12 protein-coding genes are annotated in these 13,480 nt (G+C 44.4%); 6 read left to right on the top strand and 6 right to left on the bottom strand.

Features of this window, described 5'->3' with window-relative positions:
• Nucleotides 1–183 precede the first annotated feature (183 nt).
• The 3 genes from FLM53_RS04225 to FLM53_RS04235 all read left to right on the top strand — a co-directional run bounded on the left by FLM53_RS04225 (nucleotide 184) and on the right by FLM53_RS04235 (nucleotide 3,466).
• On the top strand, nucleotides 184–786 hold the full coding sequence (locus tag FLM53_RS04225; RefSeq protein ID WP_176680310.1) for a YitT family protein: 603 nt from the start codon (nucleotides 184–186) through the stop codon (nucleotides 784–786).
• 90 nt (nucleotides 787–876) lie between these two features.
• Complete coding sequence (locus FLM53_RS04230; RefSeq protein ID WP_176680311.1) at nucleotides 877–2,385, top strand: winged helix-turn-helix domain-containing protein; 1,509 nt, start codon at nucleotides 877–879, stop codon at nucleotides 2,383–2,385.
• Nucleotides 2,386–2,530: 145 nt separating this feature from the next.
• Nucleotides 2,531–3,466: a hypothetical protein gene (locus tag FLM53_RS04235; protein WP_256099338.1), complete on the top strand. Its 936-nt coding sequence runs from the start codon at nucleotides 2,531–2,533 to the stop codon at nucleotides 3,464–3,466.
• Nucleotides 3,467–3,562: 96 nt separating this feature from the next.
• Here the strand turns inward: FLM53_RS04235 and treC are convergent, their stop codons facing one another.
• From treC to gmhB, 5 genes are all read right to left on the bottom strand, one after another.
• On the bottom strand, nucleotides 3,563–5,248 hold the full coding sequence (gene treC, locus FLM53_RS04240) for an alpha,alpha-phosphotrehalase (RefSeq protein WP_176680312.1): 1,686 nt from the start codon (nucleotides 5,246–5,248) through the stop codon (nucleotides 3,563–3,565).
• A gap of 139 nt (nucleotides 5,249–5,387) precedes the next feature.
• A complete protein-coding gene (gene treB, locus FLM53_RS04245) occupies nucleotides 5,388–6,812 on the bottom strand; it encodes a PTS trehalose transporter subunit IIBC (RefSeq protein ID WP_048661201.1) in 1,425 nt (474 codons plus the stop codon).
• A gap of 205 nt (nucleotides 6,813–7,017) precedes the next feature.
• Nucleotides 7,018–7,962: a trehalose operon repressor TreR gene (gene treR, locus FLM53_RS04250; RefSeq protein ID WP_019824953.1), complete on the bottom strand. Its 945-nt coding sequence runs from the start codon at nucleotides 7,960–7,962 to the stop codon at nucleotides 7,018–7,020.
• A 91-nt stretch (nucleotides 7,963–8,053) separates the two neighbouring features.
• Nucleotides 8,054–8,389: an MliC family protein gene (locus FLM53_RS04255; RefSeq protein ID WP_176680313.1), complete on the bottom strand. Its 336-nt coding sequence runs from the start codon at nucleotides 8,387–8,389 to the stop codon at nucleotides 8,054–8,056.
• A 116-nt stretch (nucleotides 8,390–8,505) separates the two neighbouring features.
• On the bottom strand, nucleotides 8,506–9,090 hold the full coding sequence (gene gmhB, locus FLM53_RS04260) for a D-glycero-beta-D-manno-heptose 1,7-bisphosphate 7-phosphatase (RefSeq protein ID WP_176680314.1): 585 nt from the start codon (nucleotides 9,088–9,090) through the stop codon (nucleotides 8,506–8,508).
• 207 nt (nucleotides 9,091–9,297) lie between these two features.
• Between gmhB and metN the strand changes: the two genes are divergently transcribed.
• The 3 genes from metN (at nucleotide 9,298) to FLM53_RS04275 (ending at nucleotide 11,896) form a co-directional block, all read left to right on the top strand.
• Nucleotides 9,298–10,332, top strand: coding sequence for a methionine ABC transporter ATP-binding protein MetN (gene metN / locus FLM53_RS04265; protein WP_176680315.1), 1,035 nt, complete (start codon nucleotides 9,298–9,300; stop codon nucleotides 10,330–10,332).
• Nucleotides 10,322–11,005 carry a methionine ABC transporter permease gene (locus FLM53_RS04270; RefSeq protein WP_176680316.1) on the top strand — a complete coding sequence of 228 codons (684 nt, stop codon included), beginning with the start codon at nucleotides 10,322–10,324 and terminating at the stop codon, nucleotides 11,003–11,005. The genes metN and FLM53_RS04270 overlap by 11 nt, the downstream gene beginning before the upstream one ends.
• Nucleotides 11,006–11,086: 81 nt before the next feature.
• Nucleotides 11,087–11,896: a MetQ/NlpA family lipoprotein gene (locus FLM53_RS04275; protein WP_017630795.1), complete on the top strand. Its 810-nt coding sequence runs from the start codon at nucleotides 11,087–11,089 to the stop codon at nucleotides 11,894–11,896.
• A gap of 110 nt (nucleotides 11,897–12,006) precedes the next feature.
• On the opposite strand, the gene FLM53_RS04280 is transcribed toward FLM53_RS04275, so the two are convergent.
• Complete coding sequence (locus FLM53_RS04280; protein ID WP_048661197.1) at nucleotides 12,007–13,212, bottom strand: carbohydrate porin; 1,206 nt, start codon at nucleotides 13,210–13,212, stop codon at nucleotides 12,007–12,009.
• Nucleotides 13,213–13,480: the final 268 nt, after the last annotated feature.

A 13,480-nucleotide genomic window follows, 5' to 3' on the forward strand; every position in this document is an offset into this window, starting at 1 on the left:
ATAAGATTCATCATGGTTATTAAGCTTATCCAACCAAAGATGACGCTTACTGTCAATTTTACGATTTACACCCTGTAAAACGCAGATTACATAGGTTTACCTTAATTTTGCCCCTCTAGCTACCGAAAGCTAAGGTTTTTCTCTACTATGCACGCCTTTATTGGTTAGGTAATTATAAAAACGATGGAAAAACACTCACGTAAAGAAGATTGGGTAGCAATCCTCACTGGCACGTTTTTAGTGGCGTTAGGCGTCTTCTTTTTACAGTCAGCGAACCTGCTTACTGGTGGCACTACTGGCTTGGCTCTGCTTTTGAGTCAATTTATGCCGGTAACCTTTGGTATTCTGTACTTTATTGCTAATTGCCCATTCTACTTATTAGCATGGAAACGATTTGGCCGTCACTTCGCAATAAGCAGTGCCATATCAGGGGCTTTAGTGTCTGTGTTTGCCGATCATTTATACTTGGTGATTTCGTTAGAAGTTCATAATGAGATTTACTGTGCTGTTGCAGGTGGCCTGTTGATGGGCTTAGGCATGCTGATCTTATTCCGTCATCGCTCAAGTTTGGGTGGCTTCAACGTCTTGTGTTTGTTCATTCAAGATCGCTACGGTATCTCAGTAGGCAAAACCCAAATGGCTATTGATGCGTGTATTCTTTTTGCATCATTCTTCTTCGTATCACCTTGGGTAATTGCTGTTTCTGTATTGGGCACCGCGATATTGAACATCGTATTAGCGATGAATCACAAGCCTACGCGTTATTCAGTGAACTACGCGTCTTAGCGCCAGCTATCCAATCAATGAATTACTAGCTGTTTTTCATAACGAAAACAGCTAGTATTTAGCTTTTATAAGCTTACCCTCTCTTTTCTTATGCAAGATTACCTCTCTAGTGCCAAAGACACTCAAACCTCGATCTCTATCGAAGGTTTAGAATTCAATCCCGCGACACGTGTCTTAAGTTGCAACGAGCAGGTCATCGATCTAGAACCTCGTTCTATTGAATTACTCGAACTGTTTCTGACTAGCGTGGGTGAACCGCTCGCAGCTGAGCAGATCATCGAGTCGGTTTGGCAAAGTAACTTCATCTCGAAGAATGTGCTTACTAACAGGATCAGTACACTGCGCTCAGTGCTGCAGAAGTACCTACCAGAAAGTGATGCGACTAAGATCTTGGTCACCTACCCACGCAAAGGGTACTTCCTTAACCCTAGCTCTGTGAGCTTTGCTAATGCACAGCCCGAAACCCTTGAGATAACCGAACAACCTCAAGCGAATAAAAAGACATCACCGTTTAATCTTTTGTTACTGTCACTCTCTGTTGTGCTGCTAATAAGCACCGCGACTTTAGGCTATATGTTTTGGCACTCTTCAAACCAAGCCTCAGAGCTTGAACGAACACAGAGGCTGATTCCTAAGGTCGAGCTATTGCTAAACCGTATCGATGCCATTGGAGACAATGCGAGAACGTATCGCAAAGCCGTTAAAGCGCTACTACTTCAACAACAAATTGAATACGCTTATACCGATTTAGCAAATCAAGACGCACCAAGTTATTTCGTAGACCCAATAGACAGCACGCCCTTTTTTCCGGGCGCCAAAAACATGCGCACCAGTGATTACCTGCTCAATATTCAATTGAAAGATCAGGAAGTCGATACACGCCTTGCGGCTAAAGTCAGCCTTATTTACCCAAGTTCAGGGAAACTTGCTTTCCGCGGTGTCTACTCAATCGAGATTGATAACCTCAGTGAAGACTTGATGGAGATAAATAGAGAGCTAGCGAACTACTTCGCTTTACCAGCTCCACTATCACCAAAGTGGTCTGTCAGTGATAAAGAGCTGAGCCGCTTGCTAAACGGGGAAACGCTTAAGCTTGATAGCGTGCCACTCAACGTGATGACTTCAACCTTGCTTGCTCGACAACTGGCACTATTTGAGACTGACCACCAGCGTCTTATTAGCTTCACTAGCCTGGTACAAACGCGTTTTAAGTTGATTCCCGACGAGCTAAAACTCTGGCTTGGGATTATTCACTTCAAGTTAAGAGACCTGCAAACCGCGAAGGAATTTCTGACCAATACGGCGGGCAACTCGACCATTGAGAACGCACTTGTCTATATGATGATTTCCCATATTGCTTACAAGCAAGGGGACATGGATAAGTTTCGCCTCAACTACATGGAATCCTTAGTCGCGTTATTGCGAGTGGTTCCTTCTGAAGAGTTGTTTGCTCGCTTATCCAAACCTGAGTCGAAATCGACCTGTCTCCAGCCTTGGAAAAATCTAAAATTGAGCATCAAAGAGCCACTTATTATTAAGCAGTGGGAAAACCTAATGCTTAACTACTGCACGAATGTCGGTCATCAACTTTCCGAATAAAGAAATATAAAACATTTAAAAACAAAAGCTTAAATATAAATTAAGATCTTATGTATCTTCATTTTTTGCCCTATTAACTCTCTCACCAATAGCATTCCTAAAAACATCAGGCCGCTCTAGGCCAACTATATTAGGAATGCTCAACATGAAAAAATCCATGACGCTGCTTGCGACTTCTCTCTTTGCTCTTTATGGCTGTGGCGGCGGAGGTGGCTCTTCTTCATCAGGCTCAACTGGAGCAACTCAGTTCGATTACCCGATCAACAACTCTCAGTTTGCACCAAAGAACATCACATTGTTGTCTTACCTAATATCAGAAGATGGCGGAGTGAACGTAGCACTGAATCTTGCATACCGAGATATCAGTTCACAGCAAATGTTGGCCAATATTCAGTTGGAATTAGATAAGTTAGCGATCTCTAATGAGACTGAAGGTGTAGCTGAGTTAGAGAAGCTAAAAACAACGTTAGAGAGCATGGTTAACAGCGGTATCAACGACTTCTACGCCGCTGATATGACGGTACAAGGTGAAACGGACAGTGGCTTGTTTTATAAAGGCAGTGATGGCTTTGTTAACTCAGTTGATTCCAATATAGAATTGACTAATGGTGAGGCTGTCGACTTTTTGGTGACTAACCCAGTATTCAAATCTTCAGGCAGTACAGTAAAAGAAAAAAGCCCCAATATTAGTCACAGCAGTAGTTCTGTCGGGCTTTCGTTTGAGGTTACTACTGGCCAACTAGAAGCCTTGCTTGATGATTTCTACGAAGGCGAGATCGATGATTTAGGACCGTCAGACACACGATGTGACTTCCATTGGCAGCAACAAGTTTCCGAAAATGGTCAGCGCTCAACGGTAACGGTTCAAGACAAGAAAATTGAAACGGCGTATCTGAAAGTTGAAAACACTTACAACGTGGTTTGTGATGGGTATGATTCAGCTGAATTTCAAAGCAATACTGAAACATGGTTCAACCCAAGCTTTGGCGTTGTGAAAATGATGGACTGGGATGAAAAGAATGGCACCCAACTGAGCGAAACGACGTGGGCTCTCGATTCATTTACAGTCAACAAAAGCTAGCAACCGAAGCCTTCCATTAAAGAATAGGAAGGAAAGCTTTGAGCCTGACACATAGAGTTCTGGCTCAAAGCTTATACTCGCATAGGGGAACGAGTATTATTGCTCTATCAAGAGAATTCTTGTTTCATATGGTCGTAAGGCTACCATGTTTGAAGAAACTGGCGACTGCTCATCAGAGTAATTCCCCAATAGCAATTGCGCTTTATCCAGTTCAAATTCATTAGGTAACTCAACCTGACACGCTTCACCGTAATAGTTGTTAATACACAACAAAGTCTGACTATCCGTCTCGCGAGAATACGCAAATACCGATGGGTGCTCAGGCAATAGATCTTTGTAGCTACCATGGGTAATCACAGGCACTTCTTTACGTAACTCAATCAAGCTCTTGTAGAAGTAAAAAACAGAGTCTTTATCCTCTAGCGCTTGCTCAGCGTTGATCTCAGTGTAGTTATTTGCAACATCTAGCCACGGCTGAGCTTGTGAGAAGCCTGCATGCGCTTCGCTGTTCCACTGCATCGGCGTACGAGAGTTATCACGAGATTTCTGCGCCAGAATCGCCATCATATCTTGATGCGCCACACCATCACGGTTCACCATGATGTCATACATGTTGGTACTCTCAACATCACGATACTGGCTGATCTCGGTGTAACCTGGGTTGGTCATGCCAATCTCTTCACCTTGATAAATATAAGGCGTGCCTTGCATCATGTGGACAGACGCAGCCAACATCTTCGCCGACTCAACACGATACTGCTGATCATCACCTAAGCGGCTCACCACTCGCGGTTGGTCGTGGTTACACCAAAATAGTGCGCCCCAACCCTTGCCGTTCAAGCCTGTTTGCCAATGATTGAAGATCGACTTGAGCTTTAAGAAATCAAACGGCGCATTAGTCCACTTCTCACCATTAGTGTAATCCACTTTAAGGTGGTGGAAGTTAAACACCATCGATAGCTCACTGTTATCAATGTTTGAGTACTGTTGGCAATGCTCGAGTGTCGTTGAAGACATCTCGCCTACTGTCACGCTGCCGTATTTCTGGAATACCGCTTCGCTTATCTCTTTCAGGTATTCGTGCACACGTGGGCCATCAGTGTAAAAACGACGACCATCACCGATATCATCATTAGGGAAATCTTGCTGTTTCGAAATCAGGTTGATCACATCCAAGCGGAAGCCATCAACACCCTTCTCAGCCCAGAAGCTGATGACGTCTTTCACTTCTTCGCGCACAACCGAGTTCTCCCAGTTAAGGTCGGCCTGCTCTTTTGCAAAGAGGTGTAGGAAATACTGACCCGTCGCTTCATCCATCTCCCATGCATTACCACCGAACTTAGACTGCCAGTTGGTTGGTGCTTGGCCGTTTAATGGATCTTTCCAGATGTAGTAGTCGCGGTATGGGCTGTTTTTGTCCCCCAATGCCGACTGAAACCACGCATGCTCTGTTGAGGTGTGGTTTACCACGATATCCATCACGATACGGATACCACGTTGGTGCGCTTCAGCCAGCAATAGGTCGAAGTCTTCCATGGTGCCGAATTGCGGGTTAATCGCATAGTAATCTGAAATATCGTAGCCGTTATCGATCATTGGGGATGCGTAAACTGGGGTTAACCAAATTGCATCCACACTCAAGTGTTTAAGATAATCCAGTTTTGAAATGATCCCTTTGATATCGCCAGTACCTTTACTGCCACTATCACAAAAACTCTTTGGGTAGATTTGATAGATGGTTGCGGTTTTCCACCAACTTTCATCATGCTCAGTCATCGCCATCTCTAACACTCACTTACCAGAAAATATAAAATAAAAATCACCATGTGAATCATGGTCAAATAGCCGTTATAACTAAAAAAAAGCTATCACTAAGAGAAAAAGCGATGACTCACTTTGGAGTCATCGCTTATTTAATGCATTACGCGTTGGCGGTTTCTAGTTCGCCTTTCATCTGTGCTCGTTTATAGAAGAACAGTGTTAACGTGACGGGTAATACAATCGCCACCAGCATCGCAATTAAGTAAACAGACCAATATTGCGGTTGAATCGATAAGATGCCCGGTAAACCACCAACACCGATACCATTCGCCATAACACCTGCACTACCACAGATTGCAGCCGCTGCGGCACTGCCGATCATTGCGCTCAACATTGGGAATTTGTATTTGAGGTTGATGCCGTACATCGCAGGCTCTGTCACACCTAAGTAGGCAGAGATTGCAGCTGGAACCGAGATGTCTCGTTCGCCTTCGCGTTTACTTAAGATGATGATGCCGACAACCGCTGAAGCTTGTGCGATATTTGATAGAGCAATCAAAGGCCAGATTGGCGTGCCACCTAAGTCTTGCATCAGTTGTAGGTCGACTGCGTTGGTTGTGTGGTGAATACCTGTAATAACCAAAGGTGCGTATAGGAAGCCAAATACCACAGAGCCAAGAATCGCAAAGTCACCCGTCATTGCCGCTTTAGCCGCAAATGCCACGCCATCGCCTAACATGCGGCCAAATGGGCCAATGAAAGCGTGAGCTAGAATCACAGACAAAATAATCGATACAAATGGCACGACAACAAGATACAGATAAGAAGGAACAATACGCTTAAGGTTGGTCTCAATGAACGCCAGAGCCACGCCTGCTAGCATCGCAGGGATCACCTGCGCCTGATAACCAACTTTCTCAATCACGAACAAGCCAAAGTCCCACACCTCAGGTACCGATTTACCTATCATGTAAGCGTTCATCAATTGCGGGGAAACCAAGGTCACACCGAGCGTGATACCCAAAATAGGGGTTCCGCCGAGCTTCTTAACCGTCGCCCAACACACACCAACCGGCAGGAAGAAGAAAATCGCTTCGCCAATCAACCACAAGAAAGAGTGAACGGTTGCCCAAAATTGGCTGATTTCAACGAGGGTTTTGCCGTCGAACATGCGAATGTCGCCAATCACATTACGGAAGCCAAGAATCAAACCACCCGTAATGATGGCAGGCAGCAGTGGTACGAAAATTTCGGCTAAATGGGAGATACCACGCTCAAGGAAGTTCATGTTCTGACGAGCAGCAAGCTTCGACTCATCTTTTGATGATGCCTCTTTACCCGTTTGCTCAATCAGAAGTGCGTACACTTCATCAACCTCTGTACCAATCACGACTTGGAATTGACCTGCGTTCGTAAAGCAGCCTTTTACCAGCTTCAGCTTTTCTAGTTCTGCTTTGTTCGCTTGTTCCGTATCATTCAATACAAAACGCAGTCGAGTCAGACAATGGCTGACACTCGCAATATTCTCTTTGCCACCGACTAACTCGATAAGACGCGCAACGTCTTGCTTCGCTATCTTACTCATACTACCCCACCCTGGTTTCATTCAATTACTCATCTAAACCATGCAGCAACAACCACTCAAGATTTAGACTCATGGGAACATTCCCAATCACAGTTATTATAATGCCCGTATGAATAATAAATTAAAATGGGAACAGTCCCATTAATTGAAAGAGATCACACTCTAATTTTAATCTAAGCGGTTCGATTTCGCCTAATTGAGTGGATTATAGAATCGGAGATTGGGTGTGATGAGAGATCTCTGAATTGCCTAAAAGCTGAGAGATCAATAGATTAGCCGCTAGCTTACCTGCAGATTGGTAGCCAGGATCAATGCTAAATACACGAGGGAACAAGAAAGAGAGAAGATCATTGCCACCAACGCCTGTTACAACCACATCTTCACGTTGTAGTTCTTGTAGACGCTTGATCACGCCAAGAGCCAATGTGTCACTGGCACAAACAAGTGCTTGAGTTGTAGGAGTCAGTACCTCATCCACCAGCTGATAAGCGCTTTCATGATGAAGCTGACCAGTACGATAGTTCGCAATCACTCCAGTGCTTTCGCACCAATCGAGATAAGCCTTAAGACGCAGCTCACCGGTTGATTTATCGCTAGGATCAACACCAATAAAGCCGACATCTGAGATCCCCTGATCTGACAGATGCGCTAACGCACTATTGATCACCTGTTGGTTATCGTAGTTAATCGACGTTACGTTCTCGGTATCCAGAGCAATAACCACGGCCTTGTGCTCCCACGCTTCGATTGCGGGAATGTCACAATCCGTAAAGCCAAACACAATGATGCCATCCACATTACGACGCTTAAGAACCTGAAGGTGCTCGTTGGCTTTGTCTCTGTCGAGTTGGCTTTCCATGATCACCACGTCGTAATCCGCTCGATACAACTCAGCTAGCATGGTGCTAACGGCTTTGTTTTCAGAGGGAGAATCTAAACGAGAAATGATCACGCCGATGACTTTTTGACTGCCACCACGCATTGATTGCGCAGACTTTGAAGGCGTGTACCCAGATTCTTGAATTACTCTTTCCACCCTTTCACGGGTTTCAGGTTTCACTTTAGGATCATTGGTCAGAACGCGAGATACGGTTGACTTACCAACACCGGACAGCTTAGCAATATCGAGAATAGTGAGTTTTTTGCTCATAAAAAGTCTAACGTTAAAGGGAAGAGAAGAAAAAGTGAGGGTAGATTCCCTCACTTAACTGTTTGTAAATTATAGCAGTTCTTACTATGACTTACTTTTGGCAATTACGATAGACCACACGGCCAAGTTCGAGGCGTGCGTCGTCACCTTTAGTACGCAAAGTGATGCTGTTAATCATCTCTGAGGTGCCATCGTCTAAGATGTATTTGGTTCCTGAGCCTGCTGGTACCTGAGTCAATTGGTACTCGTTATCAGGTAAACGTAATACTGCTTTTTCATTACTAAGGTAAGCCACATCAAACGAAACGTCAGACTCACATTGATAAGTCACGAATTGATTATCCGATGCTGCACTATCAGGGGCTGCTGATTTAGAGCACCCGACCAATGCTACCGTACATAGAGATGCTACCAACATAGCTTTCATACTTCGTTCCTCATCTTTATATAGTCAATGACACTTAGTTTAGACTCAGGTTAGAAAAACCTAATTGATAAGCAAGTGCCTAGTGATAGGTAAATACCTTAGTGACAAATAAACGCTTAGCCTTTTAAGAAAGCAGGTACATCTTTAATGCTATCAAGTACCACACTAGCTAGTGCTTCACCCTTGTCAGTGATTGGCTTACCGGTTCTTACCAATACTTTAGTGCCAACACCTGCGGCTTCTGCAGCCATCATGTCTTCAGCTTTATCGCCAATCATCACAGAGTTAGCCATATCAATCTTCAGAAAGTCACGAGCAGAAATGAACATGCCTGGCTTTGGCTTACGACATTCACAATCTTGCTTGTAGTCACCAATGCCGTGCTCAGCGTGGTGAGGACAGTAATAAATGCCATCGAGCTCGACACCATTATCAACAAAGTTCCAATCCATCCACTGCGTTAAAGAAAGAAAACGGTCTTCGCTAAACATGCCACGAGCAATGCCAGACTGGTTAGTCACTAGCACCAATAAATAGCCCATATCTTTAAACGCTTTCGCCGCTTCAAACACACCGTCGATGTATTCAAAGTCATGCTCATCATGTACGTAGCCGTGATCAACGTTAATCACACCATCACGATCTAAAAAAACAGCAGGTTTAGACAAAATTTTGTTCTCTATCAACTCTCTATTAATCATTAATTATTACACGCTTTATTTGCTTCATCACTATCTATTTAGTTTTGCGTTCGTTAACGATTTGTTTCCATCCCAGCAATACAATCGACGTTTAGCCGTCTAGACGTAAAAATATCTATTGACTTAGATCATAGAACACCATAGCATCGTCTGTAAATCGAGCGAGCTATCGACATATTATTCTGTTCTACCTGCACGGGTTTCTCTATGATTAAAGTGAATCAAGTCAACAAGGTTTTTTATCAAGGCACTAAAGAAATCAATGCCTTAATTGATATCAACCTCCACATTCCTCAAGGTCAAATCTTTGGAGTCATCGGCTCTTCAGGTGCAGGCAAAAGTACCCTAATCCGCTGTGTAAATATGTTGGAAGCGCCAACGTCAGGTGAAGTGATTGTTGACGGTATCGACCTGACAAAACTCAGCAAATCTGAACTTAGCGAAGCGCGCCGTAACATCGGCATGATTTTTCAGCACTTCAACCTGCTGTCTTCTCGTACTGTATTTAACAATGTAGCACTGCCTTTAGAACTTGCTGGTAAAGATAAAGCGATTATTGAAGCGAAAGTGAGTGAGTTACTTGAACTCGTTGGCTTGGCGGATAAGCGTGATACTTACCCTGCAAACCTAAGTGGCGGTCAAAAACAGCGTGTTGCGATTGCTCGTGCACTGGCTTCAGACCCAAAAGTACTATTGTGTGATGAAGCGACCAGCGCACTGGATCCGGCAACCACTCAATCGATTCTTGAGCTACTGCGTGAAATCAACCGTAAGTTAAACATCACTATCCTGCTTATTACGCACGAGATGGATGTAGTGAAAAGCATTTGTCACGAAGTGGCGATCATTGGCGGTGGTGAATTGGTAGAGAAAGGCACAGTTGGTGACATCTTTGCTCACCCTAAGACTGAACTAGCGCATCAATTCATTCGTTCAACGCTGGATCTGACGATTCCTGAAGATTACAAAGCACGCTTGCAAGAGACTCGCGTAAACAGCAGCTACCCGCTAGTGCGTCTTGAGTTTACGGGCGCAACGGTTGATGCTCCGCTGATGACGCAGATTGCACGCAAATTCAATATCGATGTCAGCATCCTAAGCTCTGACCTTGATTACGCCGGTGGCGTGAAGTTCGGCATGATGGTTGCTGAACTGTTCGGTAATGAAGCAGATGATAATGCTGCTATCCAATTCCTACGCGACAACAATGTAAAAGTAGAGGTGCTTGGTTATGTCCTTTAGTTTCAACGAGATTGCTGAATGGATCAGCCTTAACGGTAACCTTCTATTAGTCGCAACAGGCGAAACACTTTACATGGTTGCTGTTGCAGGCATTGTTGGCTTTGCTGTCGGTATTCCATTAGGCGTGATTCTACACACGACTAAAAAAGGTGGTCTGTTAGAGAACACCAAAGTAAACAAGATTCTAGGTGCGATTGTGAACGTGGGTCGTTCAGTACCTTTCTTAGTTTTGATGGTTGCGATTATCCCACTGACTAAGATGCTGATTGGTACCTTCATCGGTACGACAGCTGCGATTGTTCCACTGACTATTGGTGCTATCCCATTCGTGGCTAGACTAATCGAGAGTGCGCTACTTGAAGTACCAACAGGTCTAGTAGAAGCAGCTCAATCAATGGGCGCAACACCAACACAAATCATCAATAAGGTTCTGCTTCCTGAAGCACTACCGACTATTATCAACTCAGTAACGATTACGCTAGTGACGCTGGTGAGCTACTCAGCAATGGCAGGTACGGTTGGTGGCGGTGGTCTAGGTGATGTCGCGATTCGTTACGGATTCCACCGCTACGATGTGACCATCATGGCTGTAACGGTGGTGATGTTGATTGTGCTTGTACAAATTATTCAATCAATCGGTGATTCATTAGTTCGCCGTGTTGACCACAGATAAAGACTCAGCGTTAAAACGCAAACTATCTAAGACAAGAGTCGTCTGAACCAAATTAAATAGATTTATTAAAAGGAGATTATTATGAAATTTAGCCTTAAAGGTTTACTTACTATCGCAGCAGCGGCATCAGCGCTAGTACTAGCAGGTTGTGGTGATAAAGAAGTGGATACTTCTAAAGTAAAAGTTGGCGTAATGGCAGGTGCTGAAGCGCAGGTTGCTGAAGTTGCAGCTAAAGTAGCAAAAGAGCAGTACGGCCTAGACGTTGAACTGGTTACTTTTACGGATTACGTAACACCAAACGCAGCACTGGATGACGGTTCTATCGACATCAACGCATTCCAACACGCACCGTATCTAGATCAGCAAGTGGCTGACCGTGGTTACAAACTGACTATCGCTGGTAACACGTTTGTTTACCCAATTGCTGGTTACTCTAAAGAAGTAAAATCTGTAGACGAAATCCAAGACGGTGCTCGTATTGCGGTACCAAACGATCCAACAAACCTAGGTCGCTCTCTACTGCTTCTTGAGCAACAAGGTCTTCTTGAGCTTCGTGAAGGTGCTGGTCTTCTAGCAACAGTTCGTGACATCGTTAAGAACCCTAAGAACCTAACAATTGTTGAACTAGACGCAGCACAACTGCCACGTTCTCTTGATGATGTAGCGCTTTCTATCATCAACACAACTTACGCAAGTTCTATCAATCTTACTCCACAAAAAGATGGCGTATTCGTTGAAGACAAAGATTCTCCTTACGTAAACCTAATCGTTTCTCGTGAAGACAACCTAAATGCAGAAAACGTACAGAACTTCGTTAAAGCTTACCAAACTGAAGAAGTGTACAACGCAGCTTCTGATATCTTCCAAGGTGGCGTAGTTAAAGGTTGGTAATCACCTAAACTGCAGCATTGTATAGATACCCGAAGGGGCTGACATAACGTCAGCCCCTTTTTTATCTACGGCAGTTTTTTATGTACCGCAGTTCGTTAGAAAGGCTCGGCTTACCACCAAGCTTCCACTTGCATACCAACACTCATCTCACTGTTCTTACCTTCACCGAAGGCATTGTCATTTTCAGCATCGTTTAGGTAAGTCGCAAAAATACGGAATTCAGGACGAGACCAAAAACCCACTTGCGGCACCCAAGCCTGAGCGACGGTAAACTTACCACCCGCGCCGTCTTGGTTATCAATGGTTTCCACAAAGCCACCAATTTCAAGGATGGTACGCATGCGCTTGTCCCACTTATAAAGCGGACGGATTACAGCACTGAACGACTCATCATCACTGTTGTTCGCACCCACACCCGATGACGCAGCGTAACGAACTGTGTGACCAAATTCGATGTTCTCACCGATAGCAAGCACACCCCAGTTAATCAATCGGAAGCCATCCGCATCGTTGTTGTTTGCATCACGAACGATGCCCTTACCGGTACCAAAGGTGGTCATCTGCTCGGCATAACCAGAGTTAGCCACTTGGAGAATGGTTTTGTTGAAACCACCCGCTAGGTTTTGATTTAGGCTAGCTGTCAGCATCACGCTATCATCCGCGTCCACCGTTTGGCCCTGCTTTTCATTGGCGAAGTTCATATCAATACCGACTTCAAGATCCGCATTGTTCCACAATGGAATACCCGCATAACGTATATCCGCAATCATGGCTGTGGTCTCTTTTCCATCAAACACATCGCCTGTCACAGTGTCTTGAATCAAAGCCACCGATAATTTACCTGGTCCCATATTGATGTGTTCAACACCCGCACCAATACCGCTGACATCCCAGTAGTAGTTATCAACGATGTGTACATCATGGCGTTGGTAGTAGCGCTCACCCGCCCAAATGCCAATGTCCTTATCTTCAAAAAGCCCTACCGCTTGGACATTGAGTTGAACCACATCCACGCTTTTATCCGCCGCATTCTCATCTTGGCCTTGCCAGTACGACAACATAGAATCAACTAAAAATGAAACGTCGTCCTCAGCATACACTTCTTTTCTAAAACCAAACTCGCCATACAGGTCATTTTCGTTGCCGAGTCGTCCAACTTTACTCACCTCCCATTTACTATTTGAACCGCCTTCATTACTCAGGCCAACGCCGCCGCGCATGTAGCCATTAAACTCCAATGGCGTGGTTTCATCAGCGTATAAATTAGGTGCAAGTAAAGCAGTAGAGAGTGCAGCAGCAATAGGTAACAGTTTCATCGTCCATTCCTTTAAGATCTATAATTGCGTTATTTTTATAAATGGGAACATTCCCATGGGATCGATCCCATTTATATTGAGAGGAATATAAATTGAAAGGGAACTGATTGATTACTGTGATCCAGTTAACTATTGAAATGATCAAAAGTTGATGGATGTGGAATTATGTTGGTGAATACTTGAGGGCTACAGAGAGAGACATACGGCACAGAATGTGTGCATTTAAGAGCTGAATAGGTTCGACAATATTGGCAAAGCCCAATACTGA

Origin of the sequence: Vibrio sp. Scap24, assembly GCF_013394185.1 — a bacterium.
Classification (GTDB): domain Bacteria; phylum Pseudomonadota; class Gammaproteobacteria; order Enterobacterales; family Vibrionaceae; genus Vibrio; species Vibrio pomeroyi.